At 74.5% G+C, this 21,461-nt stretch carries 22 protein-coding genes; 9 read left to right on the top strand and 13 right to left on the bottom strand.

What is annotated here, in order from left to right:
- Positions 1–20: 20 nt before the first annotated feature.
- Positions 21–524 (top strand): nucleotidyltransferase domain-containing protein, encoded by a 504-nt coding sequence (locus tag ACBI99_RS20880; protein ID WP_219517318.1) that lies wholly within the window; start codon positions 21–23, stop codon positions 522–524.
- 7 nt (positions 525–531) lie between these two features.
- Here the strand turns inward: ACBI99_RS20880 and ACBI99_RS20875 are convergent, their stop codons facing one another.
- Positions 532–1,425, bottom strand: a complete 894-nt coding sequence (locus tag ACBI99_RS20875) for a sigma-70 family RNA polymerase sigma factor (RefSeq protein ID WP_375073130.1) — start codon at positions 1,423–1,425, stop codon at positions 532–534.
- Between the two features lie 138 nt (positions 1,426–1,563).
- Here ACBI99_RS20875 and ACBI99_RS20870 point away from each other — a divergent pair, with 138 nt between their 5' ends.
- Positions 1,564–2,409: an alpha/beta fold hydrolase gene (locus tag ACBI99_RS20870; protein ID WP_357592930.1), complete on the top strand. Its 846-nt coding sequence runs from the start codon at positions 1,564–1,566 to the stop codon at positions 2,407–2,409.
- An 81-nt stretch (positions 2,410–2,490) separates the two neighbouring features.
- Here the strand turns inward: ACBI99_RS20870 and ACBI99_RS20865 are convergent, their stop codons facing one another.
- Both ACBI99_RS20865 and ACBI99_RS20860 read right to left on the bottom strand, forming a co-directional pair.
- Entirely contained in the window at positions 2,491–3,561 is a 1,071-nt protein-coding gene (locus ACBI99_RS20865; protein WP_375073129.1) for a winged helix DNA-binding domain-containing protein, read from the bottom strand.
- The gene (locus ACBI99_RS20860; protein ID WP_375073128.1) at positions 3,558–4,199 is read right to left on the bottom strand and encodes a TetR/AcrR family transcriptional regulator; all 642 of its coding nucleotides are present in this window, start codon (positions 4,197–4,199) and stop codon (positions 3,558–3,560) included. The genes ACBI99_RS20865 and ACBI99_RS20860 overlap by 4 nt, the downstream gene beginning before the upstream one ends.
- A 52-nt stretch (positions 4,200–4,251) precedes the next feature.
- Between ACBI99_RS20860 and ACBI99_RS20855 the strand changes: the two genes are divergently transcribed.
- The gene (locus tag ACBI99_RS20855; protein ID WP_375073127.1) at positions 4,252–5,829 is read left to right on the top strand and encodes an ABC-F family ATP-binding cassette domain-containing protein; all 1,578 of its coding nucleotides are present in this window, start codon (positions 4,252–4,254) and stop codon (positions 5,827–5,829) included.
- A 7-nt stretch (positions 5,830–5,836) separates the two neighbouring features.
- Here the strand turns inward: ACBI99_RS20855 and ACBI99_RS20850 are convergent, their stop codons facing one another.
- Positions 5,837–6,517 (bottom strand): phosphotransferase, encoded by a 681-nt coding sequence (locus tag ACBI99_RS20850; protein WP_375073126.1) that lies wholly within the window; start codon positions 6,515–6,517, stop codon positions 5,837–5,839.
- Between the two features lie 22 nt (positions 6,518–6,539).
- Here ACBI99_RS20850 and ACBI99_RS20845 point away from each other — a divergent pair, with 22 nt between their 5' ends.
- Positions 6,540–6,878 carry a YciI family protein gene (locus tag ACBI99_RS20845; protein WP_357592920.1) on the top strand — a complete coding sequence of 113 codons (339 nt, stop codon included), beginning with the start codon at positions 6,540–6,542 and terminating at the stop codon, positions 6,876–6,878.
- 55 nt (positions 6,879–6,933) lie between these two features.
- Positions 6,934–7,686: an alpha/beta fold hydrolase gene (locus ACBI99_RS20840; protein ID WP_375073125.1), complete on the top strand. Its 753-nt coding sequence runs from the start codon at positions 6,934–6,936 to the stop codon at positions 7,684–7,686.
- A gap of 52 nt (positions 7,687–7,738) precedes the next feature.
- Here the strand turns inward: ACBI99_RS20840 and ACBI99_RS20835 are convergent, their stop codons facing one another.
- The gene (locus tag ACBI99_RS20835; RefSeq protein WP_375073124.1) at positions 7,739–10,030 is read right to left on the bottom strand and encodes an ATP-binding cassette domain-containing protein; all 2,292 of its coding nucleotides are present in this window, start codon (positions 10,028–10,030) and stop codon (positions 7,739–7,741) included.
- A 100-nt stretch (positions 10,031–10,130) separates the two neighbouring features.
- On the opposite strand from ACBI99_RS20835, the gene ACBI99_RS20830 reads away from it, so the two are divergent.
- Positions 10,131–10,820: a MerR family transcriptional regulator gene (locus ACBI99_RS20830; protein ID WP_219514620.1), complete on the top strand. Its 690-nt coding sequence runs from the start codon at positions 10,131–10,133 to the stop codon at positions 10,818–10,820.
- An 81-nt stretch (positions 10,821–10,901) separates the two neighbouring features.
- Positions 10,902–12,008 (top strand): ABC transporter substrate-binding protein, encoded by a 1,107-nt coding sequence (locus ACBI99_RS20825; protein WP_375073123.1) that lies wholly within the window; start codon positions 10,902–10,904, stop codon positions 12,006–12,008.
- Between the two features lie 18 nt (positions 12,009–12,026).
- Here the strand turns inward: ACBI99_RS20825 and ACBI99_RS20820 are convergent, their stop codons facing one another.
- The 6 genes from ACBI99_RS20820 to ACBI99_RS20795 all read right to left on the bottom strand — a co-directional run bounded on the left by ACBI99_RS20820 (position 12,027) and on the right by ACBI99_RS20795 (position 15,795).
- On the bottom strand, positions 12,027–12,428 hold the full coding sequence (locus ACBI99_RS20820; RefSeq protein WP_375073122.1) for a hypothetical protein: 402 nt from the start codon (positions 12,426–12,428) through the stop codon (positions 12,027–12,029).
- Positions 12,425–12,826 (bottom strand): hypothetical protein, encoded by a 402-nt coding sequence (locus ACBI99_RS20815; protein ID WP_357592909.1) that lies wholly within the window; start codon positions 12,824–12,826, stop codon positions 12,425–12,427. The genes ACBI99_RS20820 and ACBI99_RS20815 overlap by 4 nt, the downstream gene beginning before the upstream one ends.
- 1 nt (position 12,827) lies before the next feature.
- Positions 12,828–13,364, bottom strand: a complete 537-nt coding sequence (locus ACBI99_RS20810) for a dihydrofolate reductase family protein (RefSeq protein WP_219514608.1) — start codon at positions 13,362–13,364, stop codon at positions 12,828–12,830.
- A gap of 97 nt (positions 13,365–13,461) precedes the next feature.
- The gene (locus ACBI99_RS20805) at positions 13,462–14,106 is read right to left on the bottom strand and encodes a response regulator (protein WP_375073121.1); all 645 of its coding nucleotides are present in this window, start codon (positions 14,104–14,106) and stop codon (positions 13,462–13,464) included.
- Positions 14,097–15,194, bottom strand: coding sequence for a sensor histidine kinase (locus ACBI99_RS20800; RefSeq protein ID WP_375073120.1), 1,098 nt, complete (start codon positions 15,192–15,194; stop codon positions 14,097–14,099). The genes ACBI99_RS20805 and ACBI99_RS20800 overlap by 10 nt, the downstream gene beginning before the upstream one ends.
- Positions 15,178–15,795: a DedA family protein gene (locus ACBI99_RS20795; protein ID WP_219514597.1), complete on the bottom strand. Its 618-nt coding sequence runs from the start codon at positions 15,793–15,795 to the stop codon at positions 15,178–15,180. Before ACBI99_RS20795 ends, ACBI99_RS20800 begins: the two co-directional genes overlap by 17 nt.
- Positions 15,796–15,895: 100 nt before the next feature.
- Here ACBI99_RS20795 and ACBI99_RS20790 point away from each other — a divergent pair, with 100 nt between their 5' ends.
- Together ACBI99_RS20790 and ACBI99_RS20785 are read left to right on the top strand one after the other, a co-directional pair.
- Positions 15,896–18,652 (top strand): DEAD/DEAH box helicase, encoded by a 2,757-nt coding sequence (locus ACBI99_RS20790; RefSeq protein ID WP_375073119.1) that lies wholly within the window; start codon positions 15,896–15,898, stop codon positions 18,650–18,652.
- The gene (locus ACBI99_RS20785; protein WP_219514593.1) at positions 18,649–19,752 is read left to right on the top strand and encodes an SWIM zinc finger family protein; all 1,104 of its coding nucleotides are present in this window, start codon (positions 18,649–18,651) and stop codon (positions 19,750–19,752) included. The genes ACBI99_RS20790 and ACBI99_RS20785 overlap by 4 nt, the downstream gene beginning before the upstream one ends.
- On the opposite strand, the gene ACBI99_RS20780 is transcribed toward ACBI99_RS20785, so the two are convergent.
- Positions 19,745–20,914, bottom strand: coding sequence for a hypothetical protein (locus ACBI99_RS20780; RefSeq protein WP_375073118.1), 1,170 nt, complete (start codon positions 20,912–20,914; stop codon positions 19,745–19,747). The two genes, ACBI99_RS20785 and ACBI99_RS20780, sit on opposite strands and share 8 nt — an antisense overlap.
- Positions 20,911–21,411: a SigE family RNA polymerase sigma factor gene (locus ACBI99_RS20775; protein WP_308126118.1), complete on the bottom strand. Its 501-nt coding sequence runs from the start codon at positions 21,409–21,411 to the stop codon at positions 20,911–20,913. Before ACBI99_RS20775 ends, ACBI99_RS20780 begins: the two co-directional genes overlap by 4 nt.
- Between the last annotated feature and the right edge of the window lie 50 nt (positions 21,412–21,461).

Below are 21,461 nucleotides of genomic sequence, written 5' to 3'. Positions count from 1 at the left end.
GCGGGCCTAGGATCGTGCCCGTGTTCACACTCGACGACGTGCTCGAGGTGCTGGCGCTGATCGAGGACGCCGGCTGCCGGACGTGGATCGGCGGCGGTTGGGGCGTCGACGCCCTGATCGGCCGGCCGACCCGGCCGCACCGCGACCTCGACCTGCTGCACCGGGCCGAGCAGGAGCCCGCCCTGATCGACGCGCTGACGGCCGCCGGGTTCGCCGAACAGCCCGGCGCGGTCCCCGGGCGGCCGGTCCGCTTCGTCATGGCCGACGCGCGCGGGCGCGAGCTCGACCTGCACCCGCTCACCTTCGCCGCCGACGGGTCGGCCGTCCAGCCCGCCGACGCGCACGGCGCCACCTTCCCCTACCCGGCCGGCGCGTTCACCTGGGGCACGCTGGGCGGGCGGCGCGTGCGCTGCCTGTCGGCCGCCCAGCAGGTGACCTTCCACCAGGGCTACGAGCCGGCCGAGCGGGACGTGCACGACATGCGGCTGCTGCGCGAGACGTTCGGCGTCGACACGCCCTTCTGAACGCGCCTCAGGCGACGGCCACCTCCAGGGCGCGCAGCCGGTCCGGCTCGGCGACCACGTCGACGCCGGTGATCAGATCCCCGTCGAAGGTGAAGGTCAGCACGACCGACAGGCGGCCGTACGGCGCCATCGCCAGCGCCGGGACGCCGTCGACGAGCGCCACGCCGGTGAAGCGGGCCCGGCCGGTGGCGGCCATCGCGCCCTCGGCCACCCGGCGGGCGCCGCGCACCACGATCGGCTCCGGCGTCGGCACGACCCGCCGGTCGGCGTGCAGGACGACGTCCGGGTGCAGCAGCTTGACCAGCGCCTCGAAATCCCCGCCCCGGGTGGCCGCCAGGAACGCCTCCACCACCCGCCGCCGCTGCGGCGCGTCCGGGCGCGGCGCGTCGCCGCCCCTGACGCGGCGGCGCGCCCGGCTGGCCAGCTGCCTGACCGCCTGCGGCGTCCGCTCCAGCATGACGGCGATGTCCTCGAACGGCACCGCGAACAGGTCGTGCAGCACGAACGCCAGCCGCTCGGCCGGGCTGAGCCGGTCCAGCACCACCAGCAGCGCCACCCCGACCGAGTCGGCCAGCACCGCCTCCTCCTCCGGGTCCGCCCCGCCCGTCAGCCCGCCCGCCGGCCCGCCGTCCGGCCCGCTCTGGGCCTCCAGCGGGTCCTCGCGGCGGGTCCGGCGCGCGCGCAGCATGTTCAGGCACAGCCGCGCCACCACGGTCGTCAGCCACGCGCCCAGGTTGTCCACGCCGGAGACGTCGGAGCGGCTCAGCCGCAGCCACGCCTCCTGGACGGCGTCGTCGGCCTCGCTCACCGAGCCGAGCATCCGGTAGGCCACGGCCCGCAGCCCGCTCCGGTGCTCCTCGAACAGCCCGGCCAGCCGGTCATCTGCGACGCGCTCGTTCACCCTGGTCCTCGTCCCTTCCCGCGATGGCGTGCGCACACCCTAACCGGACCCTCCCGGCGAAGCGGGACAGGGGTGGCCCGACGCGGCGAAAGCGCCGACGATGGCGTTGATCGTCTCCCCGGCCGCGAAGGAGCGCCCATGCCTGCCACCTCCACGCTGGTGCTCGTGCACGGCTTCTGGCACGGCTCCTGGTGCTGGAGCGAGGTCATCCCCCACCTGGCCGCCGCCGGCCGCGCCGCCGTCGCCGTCGACCTGGCCGGGCACGGGCTGCGCGCCCGCAGGCCCCGCTGGCTCACCGCACGCCCGTACGACCCCGAGGCCGTGCGCGCCGAGGTGTCGCCGGTGGGCGACGTGAGCCTGGAGCAGGCCGCCGCGCTGCTGACGGCGCAGCTCGAACGCATCGGCGGCGGCCGGCCGGTGACCGTGGTCGCCCACAGCGCGGCCGGCCCCGTGCTGATGCGCGTCACCGAGCGCAGGCCCGCCCTGGTCGCGCACGCCGTCTACCTGACCGCCTACCTGCCGGCCTCCGGCCTGTCGGCCGCCGCCTGCACGCGGCTGCCCGAGGCGGCGGCCGACCAGGTCGCGCCGCTGCTGCGCGGCGACCCCGCCCGCACCGGGGCGCTGCGGCTCGACCTGGCCACCAGCGACGCCGCCTACCGGCGTGCGCTGTACGAGGCGTTCTACGGCGACGTGGAGCCGGGGCTCGCCGGTGCCGCCACCGCGCTGCTGACCCCCGACGGTCCCATCGGCATCATGCTCGGCACCACGACCCTGACCCGCGACGGCTGGGGCTCGGTGCCGCGCACGTACGTCATGTGCACGGCCGACCGGGCGATCGTGCCGGCGTTGCAGGCGAGGTTCGTGGCCGAGGCCGACGCCGCCTTCCCGGGCGATCCGGTGTCCGTGGTCGAGCTGGACGCCTCCCACTCGCCGTTCCTGTCGATGCCGGGACGGCTGGCCGACGTGCTGGCGGCGCTCGGCTGACGGGCGGCCGACGGGCGGCTGACGGGCGGCCGACGGGCGGCTGACGGGCGGCCGACGGGCGGCCCAGGCCCGCCGGCCGGGTCAGACGCCCCGGATGTCGTGCGCGCTGCCGGGCGCGGCGAAGGCGAGCAGCGCGGCGGCCTCCGCGCGGATCTCCTCGGCCTGCGCGCCGGTGACGGGCGCGAACAGCTCGACGCTCACCACGGCCTTGTCCCGCTTCCAGGTGCCGCGCACGAACCCGTCGACCAGCACCGTGCCGAGCACCTGGCCGTTGACGGTGATCACCCGCGGCCGGTCGGCGTCGGCGATCACCCGGGTGCGGTCGGCGTGGCTGAGCAGCAGGTTGTCGAACGGCGCCAGCAGCCGCACCGGCGCGGGCGCCTCACCGCCCGGCCGGGGCGCGCCGGGCAGGTCGAACAGCTCCCTGCCGTCCGGGCCCGTCAGCGTGACCAGCTCCGGGCGCAGCCGCTCGACCACCTCGCGCAGCCCGGTCAGCCCCGACCACGCCTGCGCGTCGGCCACCGTGGCGGGCCCGAACGCCGCCAGGTAGCGGCGCACCAGCGTCTCGGGCGAGGGCCGCGGGTCCGGGTCGCGGCCCAGCCACGACTCGGCCGTCGCGTACGTGGTCTGCCCCGAGCGGCCCCACACGGCGCGCGGCGGCACCTGCACGAGCGGGACGAGGATGCGCATGATCTGCGCCAGGTCGGCCGCCTTGACGCCGGGGAACTCGCCGGCCAGCCGGGCGCCGAGCGCCGCCCCGGTCAGCGGGCCGCCGTCCAGCGCCCGGCGGCCCGTCGCGACCACCGCGTCCAGGTCGAGGGCGGCGATGCGGCTGCCGTACGCGCTGTGCAGGTAGCGGGTGAGCTGCGGCTGCGTCAGCGGGCGCAGCGTGAGGCTGTCGGCGGCGCTGACCAGGTGGACGGTGCCGCGCATGAGCACGAGCCTGACCACGTGGCGCTCCTCCAGCAGCCGCGCCAGCTCGCCTGGCTCGAAGCCGGACAGCCGCGACCACAGGCCGAAGTACGGCGGGAACGGCGCCTGGGCCTGCAGGCCCACCAGGTGCTCGACGGCCTCCAGCGCGGGCATGGCGTGGCGGCGCAGCAGGAGCTGGCGTGCCAGCGTGGCGCGGTTGAGGTCACGCAGGGTGATCACGGGGTGGCTCCGGGGGTCATGCCGTCGAGGAGGTAGGCCAGGCCGCGGGTGAAGGCGGCGTCCCAGTCGGGGTCGAGGCCGTGCGCGGCCAGGGTCGGGTAGGCGTCGCGGTGCTGCTGGAGGTGCCGGGCCAGGCCGGGGCCGCTGCCGGCCGGGTCGCGGGCCTGCATGGTGGCCGAGCCGGTGACGAACGTCGACAGGCTGAAGGCCGCGGCGGTCAGGTCGGGGCCGGTGAACCCGGCCTCGGCCAGCGTCGCGTACAGGAACTCGGTGCGCTCCAGCGCGTTGGGGCCCATCAGCGGGCGGTCCAGCAGGCCGGTCGACCACGGGTGGCGCAGCAGGGCGGCCCGCCAGCCGGTGACCAGCGCCGCCGCCCGCTGCCGCCAGGTGCCGCCCTCGGGCAGCGGCACCTGGCCGAACACGGCGTCCAGCGCCAGGTCGAGCACGTCGTCCTTGGTCTTGACGTGCCAGTAGAGGGTGGTGGAGCCGGTGCCGAGCCGCTCGGCCAGCCGGCGCATCGTCAGGCGGGCCTCGCCCTCCTCGTCGAGCAGGGCGACGGCCTCGGCGACGATCCGGTCCAGGGTGAGGGGCCGGCGCTCGCGCCGGGCGGGCCGCAGCCACACGCTCTCGTTCACCACCCGACGATAATACGCTGTACGAGGACCGGATCGATGGTCTAGTAATGGAACAATGAGCCATGTCGAGGTGAGCGAGCTGACCTACCGGCTGCCGGACGGGCGGCCCCTGCTGCGGGACGTGTCGTTCCGCGTCGGCGACGGCGTCGTCGCGGCGCTCGTCGGCCCCAACGGCGCCGGCAAGACCACCCTGCTGCGCCTGATCGCCGGCGAGCTGCGGCCCGCCGCCGGCCGCGTCGCCGCCTCCGGCGGGATCGGCGTGCTGCGCCAGTTCCCCGGCCCCGGCACCGTCGCCGAACTGCTGCTCGCCGTCGCCCCCGCGCCGATCGCCGCCGCGGCCGCCGAACTCGCCGAAGCCGGCCGCGACCTGGACGGCGAGCCCGCCCAGCTCCGCTACGCCCAGGCCTTGGCCGACTACGCCGACACCGGCGGCTACGCGCTCGAAGTGGTCTGGGACACCTGCACCACGCTCGCCCTCGGCCGCCCCTTCGACGCCGTACGCGAACGCCCGGTCGAGACGCTGTCCGGCGGCGAACGCAAACGGCTCATGCTGGAGGCGCTGCTGCGCGGCCCCGACCGCGTCCTGCTGCTCGACGAACCGGACAACTACCTGGACGTGCCCGCCAAACAGTGGCTGGAACGGCGGCTGCGCGAGACCCCCAAGACCGTGCTGCTCGTCTCCCACGACCGCCACCTGCTGGCCGAGACCGCCGACCGCGTCGTCACCGTCGAAGCCGGCCGCGTGTGGGTGCACGGCGGCGGCTACAGCGGCTACGCCCGCGCCCGCCGCGAACGCGCCGAACGCCTGCACGACCTGCGCCGCCAGTGGGAGCGCGAACACGCCCGGCTGCGCGGCATCGCCGACACCCTGCGCCGCGGCGCCACCCGCAACGACGGCCTGGCCACCTCCTACCAGGCCGCGCTCACCCGCCTGGCCCGCTTCGAGGAAGCCGGCCCGCCCGAACGCGCCCCCAAGCCGCAGAACGTGCGCATGCGCCTGCGCGGCGGCCGCACCGGCAAACGCGCCCTCACCTGCGAACAGCTCGCCCTGCCCGGCCTGCTGAAACCGTTCGACACCGAGATCTGGTACGGCGAGCGCGTCGCCGTCCTCGGCCTCAACGGCACCGGCAAGTCCCACCTGCTGCGCCTGCTCGCCGGCCAGCCCGTCGCCCACACCGGCGCCTACACCCTCGGCGCCCGCGTGCGGCCCGGCCTGTTCGCCCAGACCCACCAGCGGCCCGACCTGGCCGGGCAGCCCATCGCCGACCTCGTCACGACCGGCACCGCCACCGGCCGCCCCCTCGAGCGCGACGAGGCCATGGCCGCGCTGGCCCGCTACGAGCTCGCCCCCGCCTGGAGGCGGCCCTTCGAGACGCTGTCCGGCGGCCAGCAGGCCCGGCTGCAGATCCTCCTGCTGGAGCTGTCCGGCGCCACCCTGCTGCTGCTCGACGAGCCCACCGACAACCTGGACCTGGCCGGCGCCGAAGCCCTCCAGCAGGGCCTGGCCGCCTACCGGGGGACGGTGCTGGCCGTCACCCACGACCGGTGGTTCGCCGCCGACTTCGACCGCTACCTCATCTGCGCCGCCGACGGCCACGTCAGCGAGAGCGCCGAACCCGTATGGGACCGATAGCCGCCCCTCAGGCCAGCGCGTGGACCAGCTCCACCGCCTCGGCCAGCGCCGACGTCTCCTCCGCCGACATCGTCGGATTGGCCGCCCGCCGCGCGCCCGCCTCGGCGAGCTGCCCGCCGAACAGCTCACCCCCCTCCTCCTCGGGGTCGCGGCACGACAGCAGCGACGCCAGCAGCAGCCGCGTCAGCTCCACCGGCTCCACCATCCGGGTCACCGCCGCCTGCGCCAGGATCAGCGCCGACGTCGCCCAGTCCAGCGCCGGCGGCCCCAGCTCGGCGTTCTGCCAGTCGATCACCACCGGGCCGCGCGGCGACAGCAGCACGTTGTCCGGATGCAGATCCAGATGCAGCACCCGCTCACCCGGCCCCGCCTGCGCGCCCGGCGGCACCGCGTGCAGGCGGCGCAGCAGCTCCGCCAGCATCCGGCCGCCCTCCTCGGGCGCCATCGAGCCGTCCACCAGCGCCACCAGCATCGTCGCGCCCGCCACCCGCTCCATCACCAGGTCCGTGGGCCGCGGCCGCTCCGGGAAGACCTTCGGCACCGGGAACCCCGCCGCCGCCACGAGCGTCATCGTCGCCAGCTCCCCGCCCGCGTCGTCACCGTCGCGGTAGCGGCGCAGCACCCGGCCCTCGCCCGCCTCGTACACGTCGGCGGTGCGGCCCCTGGCCAGCAGATCCCCCAGCATCATGACCCCAATCTAGGCTCGGACCATGCGTTACGTGCTGATGATCGGATTCGACGAGGACACGGTCACCGAGGAGCAGGCGCGATCCGGCTGCGAGGGCTGGAGCGAGGAGATGACTCGCCGCGGCGTTCTCGTCACCGCCGCCGGGCTGCGCCCGAAGACCGAGGCCACCACCGTGCGCGTCCGCGACGGCGAGGTGCTGCTCACCGACGGGCCGTTCGCCGAGACCAAGGACCAGATCGGCGGCTTCACCGTCATCGAGTGCAGCGGCCTGGACGAGGCCGTCGCCATCGCCGCCGCCCACCCCTTCGCCCGCTACGGCAGCATCGAGATCCGGCCCCTCCAGGAGGCGCCCCTTCCCTGACGAACTTCTCCCGGCGGGGGTGTCGGCGGGCGGGCCCGCCGTTCGTCGTTGGGGCATGAACACAGTCATCTCCCGCGACGGCACCCCCATCGCCTGCCACAGCACCGGCACCGGCCCGGCACTCGTGCTGGTCGTCGGGGCCTTCAACGACCACTCCACCGGGACGCAGCTGGCCGGCCGGCTCGCCGCCGCCTTCACCGTCCACACCTACGACCGGCGCGGCCGGGGCGACAGCGGCGATCTCGCCCCCTACACGGTCGAGCGCGAGCTCGACGACCTCGACGCCGTGATCGACGCCGCCGGCGGGGCCGCGGCCGTGTTCGGCTACTCCTCCGGCGCCCTGCTCGCCCTGCACGCCGCCGCCCGCGGCAGCGCCATCACCCGCCTGGCCCTGTACGAGGCCCCCTACGACAGCGCGCCGCGCCTCGGGCCGGCCCAGCGGGTGGGCGAGCTCGTCAGGGCCGGACGGCGGGGCGAGGCCGTCGAGTACTTCCAGGCCGAAATCGTCGGGATGCCCGCCGAGCTGGTCACCCGGTCCCGCAGTGCGCCGTTCCGGCCCGCGCTGGAGGCGATGGCCCACACACTGGAGTACGACCTGACCATCACCGGCACCCCCGTCGACACCCAGGCCGTCACGATCCCCGTGCTGGCCCTCGCCGGCGGCGCGAGCCCGACCGCGATGCGCGAGCGCACGCACGCCCTGGCCGCGGCGCTCCCGGACGCCACGGCACGCGAGCTGCCCGGCGCCTCCCACCACCTCGACCCCGCCGCCCTGGCCCCGATCCTGACGGAGTTCTGCGCGCGCTGAGCACGGCAGGGACCGCCGCCGCCCGCACCACGGCGGCGGCGGTGACCGCCCGCTACTCGCCGTCCACGTACAGGCGCAGGTGCCGGGCCGTCAGCGACGTGCCGGAGGCGACGAGCTCGCCCGGCGTGCCCGTGAAGACCACCTGGCCGCCGTCGTGACCCGCGCCCGGCCCCAGGTCCACGATCCAGTCCGCGTGCGCCATCACCGCCTGGTGATGCTCGATCACGATCACCGTGTTGCCGTCGTCGACCAGCCGGTCCAGCAGCGCCAGCAGCCGGTCCACGTCCGCCAGGTGCAGGCCCGTGGTGGGCTCGTCCAGGATGTACGTGGTGCCGTTCTTCGCCATGTGGATGGCCAGCTTCAGCCGCTGCCGCTCACCGCCCGACAGCGTCGTCAGCGGCTGGCCCAGCGCCACGTACCCCAGCCCCACCGCCTCCAGCCGGTCCAGGATCGCCCGCGCCGGCCCCGAGGTGAAGAACTCGCGCGCCTGCGACACCGACATGCCCAGCACGTCGCTGATGTTCTTGCCGCGCAGCGTGTAGGACAGCACCTGCGGCGTGAACCGCTTGCCGTCGCACTCCTCGCACACGGTCGCCACGTCGGCCATCATCGCCAGATCGGTGTAGATCAGCCCGATGCCCTTGCACGCCGGGCAGGCCCCCTCGGAGTTGGCGCTGAACAGGCCCGGCTTGACCCCGTTGGCCTTCGCGAACGCCGCCCGGATGGGGTCGAGCACGCCGGTGTAGGTGGCCGGGTTGCTGCGCCGCGAGCCGCGGATCGGCGACTGGTCGGCCACGATCACGCCGTCGCGGCCCGCCAGGTTGCCGTGGATGAGCGAGCTCTTGCCCGACCCCGCCACCCCGGTGACGACCGTGAGCACGCCCGCCGGCAGGTCCACGCTCACGTCACGCAGGTTGTGCTGGGTGGCGCCGCGGATCGGCAGCCACCCCGACGGCTGCCGCACCGACTCGCGCAGCGTGACCCGGTGGTCCAGGTAGCGGCCGGTCAGCGACCCCGAGGCGCGCAGCCCCGCCAGGTCGCCCGCGTAACACAGCGTGCCGCCGGCCGCGCCCGCGCCCGGTCCCAGGTCGACCACGTGGTCGGCGATCCTGATCGTCTCCGGCTTGTGCTCGACCACCAGCACCGTGTTGCCCTTGTCGCGCAACTGCAGCAGCAGGTCGTTCATCCGCTGGATGTCGTGCGGGTGCAGGCCCGCCGTCGGCTCGTCGAACACGTACGTGACGTCCGTCAGGCTGGAGTTGAGATGGCGCACCATCTTCACCCGCTGCGCCTCGCCGCCCGACAGCGTCGAGGACTCCCGGTCCAGGCTCAGATAGCCCAGCCCGATCTCCACCAGCGACTCCAGCGTGTCACGCAGCCCCTGCACCACCGGGCCCACCGTCGGGTCGGAGATGCCCGCGACGAACGCCGCCAGGTCGCTGATCTGCATCGACGAGCACGCCGCGATGTCGACGCCGTCGATCGTCGCCGAGCGGGCCGCCTCGTTGAGCCGGGTGCCCTTGCAGTCGGGGCAGGTGGTCAGCTGCACCGCCCGGTCGGCGAACGCCCGCGTCTGCCCCTTCATCGACTCGCGGTCCTTGCCCAGGAAGCTGCGCCGCACCTTGGGGACCAGGCCCTCGTAGGTGAAGTTGCTGGCGCCCACCTTGACCTTGACCGGCTCCTTGTGCAGGAAGTCGGCCCACTCGGTCTCGGTGTAGTCGGCCAGCTTGCGGTCGGGGTCGAAGAAGCCGGAGCCGACGATGATCTGCCACGGCCAGGTGTCGACGCCGTAGCCGGGCACCTTGATCGCGCCCTCCTTCAGCGACAGCGACCGGTCGACGAGCTCGTCCACCTCGATGTCGGTGATCTTGCCCAGGCCCTCGCACGCCGGGCACATCCCGGCCGGCAGGTTGAAGCTGAAGACCATCGGCGGGCCGACGTGCGGGGTGGCGATCCGGCTGAAGACGATGCGCAGCATCGTGTACGCGTCGGTCGCGGTGCCGACGGTCGAGCGGGCGTTGGAGCCCATCCGCTCCTGGTCGACGATGATCGCCGCGCTCAGGTTGTGCAGGGCGTCGACGTCCGGGCGCGCCAGGCTCGGCATGAACCCCTGCAGGAACGCCGTATAGGTCTCGTTGATCAGCCGGCGTGACTCCGCCGCGATCGTCTCGAAGACCAGCGAGGACTTGCCGGAGCCGGAGACCCCGGTGAAGACGGTGAGCCGCCGCTTGGGAATGTCGAGGGAGACGCCGGTGAGGTTGTTCTCGCGCGCGCCCCGGACCTGGATGTGGTCGTGGCTGTCGGCCGCGGTGTGATCGTGAGCAGGTGAGCTTCCGCCATTCATGGCTTCAAGTTTGCCATTAAAGTGCCGATATAGACTTTTGGCGAGATTTGCTGGGTTTTCACTGGCTAACCTTAAAATCTGACGTAACCCTGGAGGTGCGGTGCGGCCCATCGACCTGGCCCGGCTGGCGGGCGTGTCGACGCAGCAGATCCGCAACTACGCCGACGAGGGCATCCTGCCGCCCACGCCCCGCACCCCGGCCGGCTACCGCCGCTTCGACGCCCGCCACCGCCGCGCCCTGCTCGCCTACCAGGCGCTGGCCGCCGGGTTCGGCCGCGACCTGGCCCGGGCCATCATGCAGGCCGTCCACGACGGCCAGGTGCCCGTCGCCCTCACGCTCATCGACGCCGGCCACGCCGAGCTGCACGAGCAGCGCCTGGCCCTGCGCGCCACCGGCGAGGCGCTGGAAGCCGTCGCCGGGCAGGACACCACCCAGGCGCCCCGCTCCGGCCTGCGCATCGGCGAGGTCGCCGCCCACCTCGGCGTGCGCGCCTCGGCCCTGCGGCTGTGGGAGTCGGCCGGGCTGCTCAAACCCCGCCGCGAGCACGGCACCCGCTACCGCACCTACGGCCCGGCCGACGTCCGCGACGCCCGCATGGTCGCCATCCTGCGCCAGGGCCGCTACCCGTTCCCGCAGATCAGGCTCGTGCTGGACGGGCTGCGCCGCACCGGGGGCAGCGCCGCGCTGCGCGCCGCCATCACCCACCGCCAGGCCGAGCTCACCGGACGGGCCACCGCCATGCTCGAAGCCGCCGCCCGCCTGCACGCCTACCTCGGCGGCCACGACTAGACGGCGTGCGCGGCGCCGGGCCGATGCTGGACCGGAGATCCCGGCATAATGCAGACAATCTGCACACGGGAGACACCACGCATGGACACGCCACCATCGCAGGCGGAGCGGATCGACGGGTCAGTCGTCCGGATCGGCGCGCTCGTCCCGCTGACCCGGCCCGGCTGGACCGAGGCGGGCCGCCACCTGCTCGCCGGGCTCGAACTGGCCGCCCGCCACGTCAACGACGACGGCGGCATCGCCGGACGGCCGCTCGAACTGCTCGTCCGCGACACCGCCGCCGACCCGGGCAAGGCCGAGGCCGCCGTGGAGGAGCTGGCCGGTCTCGGCGTCGCCGCCGTGGCGGGCGAGTACCACAGCGTCGTCGCGCGCGCCGCCGCCACCCGGGCCGACGCCCTCGGCCTGCCGTTCCTCTGCTCGTCGGCGGTCCTCGACGCGCTCACCGAACAGCCCGCGAAAACGGTCGCGCGCCTGGCGCCCGCCCAGTCCCACGGCTGGCGGATCTACGCGGACTTCCTGCTCGGCGCCGGCCACCGCCGCGTCGCCGTGGCCACCGAGCCGACCCTGTACTGGGCCTCCGGCACCCGCATCCTCCGCGAGCACCTCACACCGCGCGGCGGCACGCTCGCCGAGCTCGACATGCGCGCGCTCACCCCCGCCGCCGCGTGCGACGAACTCGCCGCCCAGGGCGCCACCGCCCTGCTGCTCCTGGTCGGCACCCCCGAGCCCGCCGTGCCGATCGTCCGGGCCGTCCGCCGCGACCCCCGCCTGGCCGGCCTCCTGATCGGCGCCCCGGCCGGACAGCCGGAGTTCGCCGGCTGGGCCGCCGCGCTGGGCGGCGACGGCGCCGCGATACCGTTCCTGCGCTACCTGCCCGAGCGGCTGACCCCGCTCGGCGCCCGCGTCGAGACCGCCCTGCGCGAACAGCTGGCCGAAACGCCGTCCTTCGTCGCCTTCGAGGGCTACGACACGATCACCGTGCTGGCCGGCGTGCTGCGCTCCCACGGCGCCGACCGGGCGCGCATCGCCGACGCCTGGCCGCACGTGGACGTCGAGGGCACCCGGGGGACGATCCGGTTCTCCGACGTGCCGGGCATCAACGTCCGGCAGTGGGCGTGGCCGCCCGTCCAGGTCGCCGACCGCGACCCCGGACACCCCGGCCGCTTCCGGATCCTGCACACCGGCTGACAAGGAGCGCGGGCGGGGTCAGATCGACTCCCGGGCCACGGCCTCGCCGCGGATCCCCGTCTCGCGCTCCACGTCGGCCAGGACCTCCCGGGCCAGCTCCCGCACCGTCGCCCACTCCGCCGCCTCGCACAGGGCGGCGGGGGTCCACAGGCGCGCGTTCTCCTCCCCGCTCATCGCCTCCAGGCGGCGGTCGAGGCGCTCCAGCTCGCCGATGACGCCCGGGCTCAGGGTCCGGGCCTCCTTCAGGACCCAGAGCGTCGCCAGCGCGCCGTCGTACTCCAGCGCGAGCTCGTCGACCGGGAGCCGGCCGCGGCCGAGCATGGCCGCCTGCCGCTCGCCGTCACGGGCCAGCCACACCAGGATCCTGACGATGATCTCCAGGGCCAGGCCAGGGCCGGGCACGTGGCTGCCGGCGGTCACGAGCGCCCGCCCGTGAACGGCGGCTCGCCCTCCTTCAGCGGCCGGAAGCGCAGCGCCGACCACACCTCGTCCACCGCCACCTGCCCGTTGGGGCGCAGCCCGTACTCGCCCACGATGGGCCAGAGCGTGTCCCGGTTGACGTCGGCCTTGTTGCCCTTCGGGTAGGCCACCCACAGCACCGCGGGCCGGGTGAGCCCGTCGCGGTGCTCGTCGAGCAGCCGGCGCGCCTCGTCCGCGCCGGAGGCGAACAGCACCGCGACCCCCGCCTCGCCGGGCCCGGCGGCCAGGGTCACGTCCTCGGGCAGCGGGTCCAGCAGCGGCCGGTGCTCGGCGTGAGAGATCCACACCGAGGCGCCGGGCTTGATCAGCAGCTTCTCGCAGACGGTCTTGCCGGCCATGTCAGACCCTTTCGTAGGTCAGGTCCAGCACGCCGGTGCCGAACGTGGTGGAGGAGGTCAGCCGCAGCGGGACCCGCCCGGTCGCGTCGTCGAACAGCTTCTGGCCGCCGCCCACGACGAGCGGGTGCACGAGCAGGTGCAGCTCGTCCAGCAGCCCGTCGCGCAGCAGCGAGCGCACCAGCGCGGGGCTGCCGCTCATGCCGATGTCGCCGCCCGGCTCCCGCTTGAGCGCCGCCACCTGGTCGTAGCCGACGACCGTGGTGTTGTGCCAGGCGGGGTCGGCCAGGGTGGTGGAGACCACGTACTTGGGGATGTCGTTGAGCAGCTTGGCCATCGGATCCTCGTCCGGGTTCTGATGCGGCCAGTGCGCGGCGAACTCCTCGTAGGTGCCGCGGCCCAGGAGCAGGGCCTCGCCCCGGTCCATGAGCGCGCCGACGGACCGGCCCATGTCCTCGTCATAGTAGGGGAAATGCCAGGTCTGAGGCGCTTCGACGACGCCGTCGAGCGACACGAACAGGCCGGCGATGATCTTCCTCATGGAGGAACCTCCTTCTCGGGTGGGCTCCATCCTGCAGCCGACAAAAAAATTTGTCAAGGCGCCTGAAGCACTCCCCGGAGGCGGCTCCGGGGAGGGTCTAGGACTCCAGGAAGTGCAGGATGGCCAGCACGCGGCGGCTGTAGCCGGTGGCGTGCGACAGGTTCAGCTTGTCGAACAGCGAGTTCACGTGCTTCTCCACGGCGCTCTGCGACACGTGCAGCGCCTGCGCGATCGAGGCGTTGGTCAGCCCCTGCGCCATCCGCTCCAGCACCTCGCGCTCACGCGCGGTCAGCCGCGCCAGCGGATCCACCTGCGTCGTGCGCGCCAGCAACTGCCGCACCACCTCGGGATCGAACGCCGCGCCCCCCGCGCCCACCCGCTCCAGCGCGTCCAGGAAGTCGCCCACCTGTGCCACGCGATCCTTCAGCAGGTAGCCGACCCCCGCCACGTCCGCGCTCATCAGCTCGGTGGCGTACTTCTTCTCCACGTACTGCGACAGCACCAGCACCCGCACGCCCGGCCAGCGCCGCCTGATCTCCAGGGCCGCGCGCAGCCCCTCGTCGGTGTGCGTGGGCGGCATCCGCACGTCCACCACCACGATGTCCGGCACGTGCGCCGCCACGGCCGCCACCAGCTCCTCGCCGTCGCCGACGGCCGCGGGCACCTCGTGGCCCTCCTCCAGCAGCAGCCGCACCAGGCCCTCGCGCAGCAGCGTCGAGTCCTCGGCCAGGATCACCCGCACGGCAGCACCGCCGTCACCAGCGTCGGCCCGCCCGGCGGGCTGTCGACCTCGAAGACGCCGTCCAGCGCCGCCACCCGCCGTCCCAGTCCCGACAGGCCGCCGCCGGCGGCGCTCGCGCCGCCCGTCCCGTCATCTCGTACGCGCACGACGAGCATGCCGCCATCGCGGCGCACGTCCACCTCGACCAGGGTCGCCGACGCGTGCTTGGCCGCGTTGGTGACGGCCTCGCTCACCACGAAGTACGCCGCCGTCTCCACCGCCATCGGCGGACGCTCCGCCAGCTCGCACGACACCCGCACCGGCACCCCGGCCCGTTCGGACACCCCGGCCAGCGCCTCACCCAGCCCGAACGTGTCGAGCCCGCTCGGGTAGACCCGCCAGGCCACCTCGCGCAGCTCGGCCAGCGCCCGCTGCGCCTCGTCGTGCGCCTGGTCCAGCAGCTCCGGACGCCCCCGGCGGGAACGTCCGATCAGCATCGACAGCGCCACCAGCCGCTGCTGCAGGCCGTCGTGCAGGTCACGCTCGATCCGCCGCCGTTCGGAGTCGACGGCCGCGACGATGCCCGCCCGGCTCTCGGCCAGCTCGGCGATGCGGCGCTCCAGCGCGAGCGTGCGGTCGCCGGCCAGCAGCCGGCTTGCCAGCCAGCGTTCGAGGACGTGCACGCCCACCAGGCCCGACAAGAGCGAAAAAAGTGCGACAAGTCCGACGAGGAGGAAGTAACCGCCGATCGTCCACGACGGCGCCATCCCGTCGAACGGCTCCCCGTGCCCCCAGCTCCACAGCAGCGCCACGACGCTCTTGACGCCGAAACCCACCAGGAACAGCACCAGCCCGCCCAGCACCCCCACGGGCGCCCGGGCGGCCAGATAGCGCAGCAGCCGGTCCCGGTCGCCCTGGACCAGCGCGTCCAGCTCCGAGACCTCCAGCCGCAGCCGCCTGGCCTCCAGCGCGGCCAGCCGGCGGGCGGCCCCGTCCGCCCGTCCTCCCAGCAACGGCGCCACCAGCAGGAAGATCAGCTCCACCGGCGCGGTGAGCGCGCCCAGAGCCACCCTGCCGGCGACCCGCGCGCCCTCAACGACCGGCCGCATGCCGTCCCTTGCGGCGCTCGCTCAGCCGTACGCCGATGAAGACCAGCACCGCCAGCGCCACGAGGCCGAGCACGATCTTCGACCCGATGCCCGCGTACGTCTCCACCAGGTGCCAGTTCTCGCCCAGCAGGTAGCCGGCCATCACGAACACCGTGTTCCAGATCGCGCTGCCGATCAGCGTCAGCAGCGTGAACTGCATCAGCGGCATCCGCTCGACCCCGGCCGGGATCGAGATGAGGCTGCGGAAGATCGGGATCATCCGCCCGAAGAACACCGCCTTCTTGCCGTGCTTGAGAAACCACGCCTCCGTCTTCTCGATGTCGGAGATCTTCACCAGCGGAAGCTTGCCCGCGATCGCCAGCGTCCGCTCCCGGCCCAGCAGAGCTCCCACCCCGTAGAGCGCCAGCGCCCCCACCACCGAGCCGAGCGTCGTCCAGATCAGAGCGTCGACCAGACCCATCGACCCCTTGCTGGCCGTGAACCCCGACAGCGGCAGGATCACTTCGCTCGGCAACGGCGGGAAGAGGTTCTCCAGCGCGATCGCGATTCCGGCCCCCGGCGCTCCGAGGGCGTCCATCAACTCCACTACCCAATCAACCATGCGCATAAGGGTACGGAAGATCAACTCTACCTGGGATGAGGATCGCTGCCGAGGTTGGGTGCGGAAAACCACACCCATACGTACCGTACACTGTACGGTCGTGAGTCTTCCACAGGATTCGGTACGGCACGCGGTCGTCTTCGAGCCCGGCGATCCCCCCAGGAGCGGGCGGATGGCCTTCCTCGACCCCGGCGGCGACACCACCCTAACCGTCGCCCGCCCGGACGGGACCCACGAGGTCGCGGCCACCCGCGTCCCCGTGGCCGACGCCGTCGCCGCGCTGGCCAGGGCCCGCGCCGACGAATCCGCCCACCCCGCCGCCCGGTTCTGGGGAGCCGCCGCCCTGGTGGCGCTGCAGCTCGTCGCCCGCGGCCGCGTCCTGCCCGGCGTCACCGGCCAGGACCACGACTCCTGGCGCGCGGGCCCGTTCGACGCCGCCGACGCCCGCCGCATCCGCGAGCTCGCCGACGCCATGCCCGCCGAAGCCCGCGCCGTCCCCCTTCCCGCGACCGGCGACGCGGGGACGGGGGAAGAGGCAGGGACGGGGCCGGACGCGGGGACGGGCGCCGAGCCGCGCCTGGCCGATGCCGAAAGCCACGTGCGGGCGTTCCTGGACGCGGTCGCCGACGCCATGCCGCGTTCCCCCGGAGCCGTCCGGGCCACCGGCACCACCGCCTACGCCGCCGCCCGCCCCGTCAAGGTGCCCCGCCTGCGCCCCTGGGCCGAAGAGGTGTCGGCCGGGCTCGACTCCGGTGTGCGGCTGTCGCTGCGCCTGGAGGCCGACGACCCCGCACGCGGCGAGTTCCGCGCCGTCATGCAGCTCCACAGCCTCGCCGACCCCTCGCTCGTGGTCGACGCCGCCGACCTGTGGGAAGGCCGCGACCCCGGCCTCGGCGGGCGCGCCAGGATCGAGGCCACCCTGGCCATCCGCCGCGCCGCCCGCGCCTGGCCCCGCCTCGAACGGCTGCTGGAAAGCGCCGTCCCCGACGAGCTCCCGCTGAGCGACGCCGACCTCGAAGAGCTGCTCTCCGGCGCCGCCACCCGCCTGGACGCCGCCGGGGTCGAGGTCCACTGGCCCAAGTCCCTGGTCAGCGGCCTGACCGCGCGCGCCGCCGTCGGCCTGCGCGACACCGCCCCCTCCGACCTGCCCTCCTTCCTCGGCGGACACCACCTGACCAGCTTCGACTGGCAGCTCGCCCTCGGCGGCGAACGGCTGACCGCCGCCGAGATGGGCCACCTGGCCGAGACGCACCGGCCCGTCGTCCGGCTGCGCGACCAGTGGGTCCTCATCGACCCCGGCGTGGCCCGCAAGGTCCGCAGCCACCTCAAGCCGATGACCGCGCTCGACGCCCTCGGCGCCGCGCTGACCGGCACCGTCGAGGTCGACGGCGAGCACGTGCCCGTCGAGCCGAGCGCCTGGCTGAGCGAGCTGCGCGACCGCCTCGCCGAGCCCGCCGACGTCGGTCCGCCGCCCGGCCTGGCCGCCACGCTGCGCGACTACCAGCTCCAGGGGCTGCGCTGGCTGGCCAGGATGACCTCGCTCGGCCTCGGCGGCTGCCTGGCCGACGACATGGGCCTGGGCAAGACCATCACGCTCATCGCCCTGCACCTCACCCGCCAGGGCACCGGACCCACACTCGTCGTCTGCCCGGCCTCGCTGATGGGCAACTGGGAGCGGGAGATCTCCAGGTTCGCCCCCGGCGTCCCGGTACGCCGCTACCACGGCGCCCAGCGCACCCTGGCCGACGACGGCTTCGTCCTGACCACGTACGGCACCATGCGGCTGGACGCCGCCCGGCTCGGCGAGCACCCCTGGGGGCTGCTCGTCGCCGACGAGGCCCAGCACGTCAAGAACCCCGCCTCCGGCACCGCCAAGGCGCTGCGCGAGATCCCCGCCGCCGCCCGCGTCGCCCTGACCGGCACCCCGGTGGAGAACAACCTGTCGGAGCTGTGGGCCATCCTCGACTGGACCACGCCCGGCCTGCTCGGCCCCCTCACCCGCTTCCGGTCCCGGTGGGCCAAGCCGGTCGAGTCCGGCGACAAGGCCACCGCCGAACGGCTGGCCCGCCTCGTCGGCCCGTTCCTGCTGCGCCGCCGCAAGTCCGACCCCGGCATCGCGCCCGAGCTGCCGCCCAAGACCGAGACCGACCGCCCCGTCCCGCTCACCACCGAACAGGCCGGCCTGTACGAGGCCGTCGTGCGCGAGATCATGACGCAGATCGAGAGCGCCCAGGGCATGGCCAGGCGCGGCCTCATCGTCAAGCTGCTCACCGGGCTCAAGCAGATTTGCAACCACCCCGCCCAGTATCTGCACGAGGCCGACCCGCGCCTGCCCGGCCGCTCCGGCAAGCTGGAGCTGCTCGACGAGCTCGTCGACACCATCGTCGCCGAGGACGGCGCCGTCCTGGTGTTCACCCAGTACGTCCAGATGGCCCGCCTGCTCGACAAGCACCTGTCCGCGCGCGGCGTCGGCACCCAGCTCCTGCACGGCGGCACCCCCGTCGCCCGCCGCGAGGAGATGGTCCGGCGCTTCCAGGACGGCGCCGCCCCGGTGTTCCTGCTGTCGCTCAAGGCCGCCGGCACCGGGCTCAACCTCACCCGCGCCGACCACGTCATCCACTACGACCGCTGGTGGAACCCCGCCGTCGAGGACCAGGCCACCGACCGCGCCTACCGCATCGGCCAGACCCGGCCCGTCCAGGTGCACCGGCTCATCGCCGAAGGCACCATCGAGGACCGCATCGCCCAGATGCTCGTCGCCAAGCGCTCCCTGGCCGACGCCGTGCTCGCCTCCGGCGAGGCCGCCTTCACCGAGCTGACCGACGCCGAACTCGCCGCCCTCGTGGAGCTGAGATGACCGACGCCCGCGGCTTCGCCGCCTTCCCCCCGCAGCGGACCGGCGCCCGCTTCGCCACCTCCTGGTGGGGCCGCGCCTGGATCAAGGCGCTGGAGGACACCTCCCTCGACCACACGCTGCTGAAGAACGGCCGCGCCTACGCCAAGACCGGCCAGGTCGGCCCCATCACCGTCAGCCCCGGCCGGCTCGCCGCCGTCACCGAGCACGAGTACGACACCGTCGTCCGCGTCGAACAGCTCACCGACGCCGCCTGGGAACGCTTCCTCGACCAGGTCGCCGCCAAGGCCGGGCACATCGCCGCCCTGCTCGACCGCGACATGCCGCACGACCTGGTCGAGGCCGCCGAGGACGCCGCCGTGCCGCTGCTGCCCACCGTCGGCGACCTGGAGCCCGAATGCTCCTGCCCCGACTGGGGCCACCCGTGCAAGCACGCCGCCGCCCTGTGCTACCAGGCGTCCTGGCTGCTCGACGACGACCCGTTCGTGCTGCTGCTCCTGCGGGGGCGCGGCGAGCGCGAGCTCATCGACGGGCTCCAGCGCCGCGACGTGCCCGCCACCGCCCCGCAGGGCGTCCCCGTCGCCGACGCCTACGCGCTCGGCGTCCCGCCGCTGCCCGACCCGCCGCCGCTGGACGTCACGTTCACGCCGCTCGGCCTGGAGCCCGCCCCCGGCGTCGACGTGGCCGCGCTGGAGGTGCTCGCCGCCTCCGCCGCCTCCCGGGCCCGCGAACTGCTCCTCACCGGCGCGTCCACGCCGCTCACCGAATACCAGGACCGGGTACGCCTGTCCGCCGAGTTCGGGCTCGACCTGGGCCTCGACGCGGCGGTGGCCGCCTGGCGGCACGGCGGCGCCGGTGGCCTGGACGCGCTCGAGAGCCCGTGGACGCCGCCCAAGCAGGACCTGGCCCGCGCCCGCGCGCTGCTGGAGGCCGGCTGGGAGGGCGAGCCGCCGATGGTCGAGGCCTGGCGCAACCAGTGGACCGTCGGCGACCGGCAACTGCGCTACGGCCGCGACGGCCGCTGGTACCCGTTCGCCCGCCGCGACGGCGCCTGGTGGCCTGACGGGCCGCCGGAACGCGACCCGTCGGCCCTGCTCACCTGATCGCCTTCAGATCCACCACGACCTGCTCGCCGTCCCGCGCGTAGACGAGCAGACCGGGCGTCCGGTAGTCGAGGACCGGGCTGTACACGGTCGGACCCAGCGTTCCCGACTTCCCGGTGGCCAGGTCGTACAGCACCTCGCTCGTCCGCTCGTGGGAGACCACCACGAAGCGGTCGAGCGCGGGCACCGACATCATGGTCGGGCCCGGCAGCTCACGCCTGCCGCCGCCGTCGCGGCGGGAGGCGGTGCGGCCGTGCACGCACCACGTGACCGCGCACACCCCTCCGGCGACGGACGCCCGGCTGCGCTCCCCCGTGCGCAGATCGACCAGGCCGCCGAACGCGGCCTCCTTGGTCGGCCGGTTGCCGGGCCTGGGGCGGGCGGCCCACGGCCACGCCAGCAGGGTGTGCCCGGCCGAGCCGGCCACCTGCTCGGCTCTGCCGCCGGTCAGCGGCATCCGGTAGACGCCCTCGCGGCCCCACGGCGACCACACCAGCCGGCCGCCCGCGATCTCCAGGTCGATGCCCTGCGGGGCGTCCTTCAGCGTGGCGACCTGGCGCTGCGTGCCGCCGGTGACCGGGGCCGTCCAGATCTCCACCACGCGCACGCCCGCGTGGCGGCGCAGCGTCCACCAGGCCAGCAGCCCCTCACCGACCGCGACGAACGGCGAGGTGACCACGGTGCCGCGCGGCGAGCGCACGTCCACCAGCCGGCGGGCGGTCCGCTTCCTGACGTCGTAGGCCCACAGCGCGTCGATCCTGTCGACGTCCTCCGTCCGCACCAGCAGCGACCGGTCGTCCAGGTACCGTTCCGGCCGCATGGGCTGCCCGTTCGGCAGCTTCTCGGGAACGGTGCGGACCACGCCCGGCCACACCTTCTCGACGGGCGGCGGCACCGGGTGGGCCCGCGGCGCGGCCGGTGTGGCAGGCGCGAACGTCGGCGAGGGCCGCGCCGCCACGACGCGCTCGCCCGGCGGGACCATCACCGCGGCGACCGCCGACAGCACCGCGACCGTGGCCGCCGCCGACAGCACGGACCCCCTGCGCCGTCGCCGCCGGTGCCCCGCCTCGATCCGCGTCCGCAGGTCGGCCGCCGGCCGCGGCGCGTGCCCGGCCGCCCGCGCGAACTCCTCGCGCAGCCGCCGTTCCAGCTCGGCGCTCACGTCACGCTCCCCAGGCTCTCGACGATCGCGGGGACGTCACCGCGCAGCTTGTCCAGGGCCCGCGACGCCTGGCTGCGCACCGTGCCGCGCGAGATGCCCAGGACGACGGCGATCTCGGCGTCGCTCAGCTGCTCGTAGTAGCGCAGCACCAGCACCGCCCGCTGGCGGCGCGGCAGCCGCGCCAGCGTGTCCCACAGCGGCGACCCCTCGTACGGCCGGTCCCGCCAGGTCCGGTCGGGCGGCTCGGCCGTGACGTGCTCGCGCCGCCGCAGCCGCCAGGCGTTGACGTGCAGCCGGCTCATCGTCGTCTTGACGTACGCCTCCGGGTCGTGCTTGCGCCGCACCCGCTCCCACGCTCCGCGTAACCGCACCAGGGCCTCCTGCACCAGATCGGCCGCGTCGTGCGGATTGCCGGTCAGCACGTAGCCGTAGCGGAGCAGCACGTCCACCCGGTCGGCGACGAACCGCTCGAACAGCTCCTCGTCCTGCACGCCCACGCCCTCCTGTCATGGTCATCCCGACTGAGACGGCCGGAGGGCGCCAGGTG

It is taken from the genome of Nonomuraea sp. ATR24, from assembly GCF_041950485.1.
Lineage (GTDB): Bacteria > Actinomycetota > Actinomycetes > Streptosporangiales > Streptosporangiaceae > Nonomuraea > Nonomuraea ceibae.
Note: the sequence above shows the minus strand (reverse complement) of the source record. Positions and strands in the feature narration are given on the sequence as shown.

Coding starts and splice junctions, on each gene's coding strand:
- ACBI99_RS20870 (WP_357592930.1), top strand. CDS start 1,564: ATGCCTGCCACCTCCACGCTGGTGCTCGTGCACGGCTTCTGGCACGGC.
- ACBI99_RS20855 (WP_375073127.1), top strand. CDS start 4,252: ATGAGCCATGTCGAGGTGAGCGAGCTGACCTACCGGCTGCCGGACGGG.
- ACBI99_RS20850 (WP_375073126.1), bottom strand. CDS start 6,517: ATGATGCTGGGGGATCTGCTGGCCAGGGGCCGCACCGCCGACGTGTAC.
- ACBI99_RS20845 (WP_357592920.1), top strand. CDS start 6,540: ATGCGTTACGTGCTGATGATCGGATTCGACGAGGACACGGTCACCGAG.
- ACBI99_RS20840 (WP_375073125.1), top strand. CDS start 6,934: ATGAACACAGTCATCTCCCGCGACGGCACCCCCATCGCCTGCCACAGC.
- ACBI99_RS20835 (WP_375073124.1), bottom strand. CDS start 10,030: ATGAATGGCGGAAGCTCACCTGCTCACGATCACACCGCGGCCGACAGC.
- ACBI99_RS20825 (WP_375073123.1), top strand. CDS start 10,902: ATGGACACGCCACCATCGCAGGCGGAGCGGATCGACGGGTCAGTCGTC.
- ACBI99_RS20815 (WP_357592909.1), bottom strand. CDS start 12,826: ATGGCCGGCAAGACCGTCTGCGAGAAGCTGCTGATCAAGCCCGGCGCC.
- ACBI99_RS20810 (WP_219514608.1), bottom strand. CDS start 13,364: ATGAGGAAGATCATCGCCGGCCTGTTCGTGTCGCTCGACGGCGTCGTC.
- ACBI99_RS20800 (WP_375073120.1), bottom strand. CDS start 15,194: ATGCGGCCGGTCGTTGAGGGCGCGCGGGTCGCCGGCAGGGTGGCTCTG.
- ACBI99_RS20795 (WP_219514597.1), bottom strand. CDS start 15,795: ATGGTTGATTGGGTAGTGGAGTTGATGGACGCCCTCGGAGCGCCGGGG.
- ACBI99_RS20785 (WP_219514593.1), top strand. CDS start 18,649: ATGACCGACGCCCGCGGCTTCGCCGCCTTCCCCCCGCAGCGGACCGGC.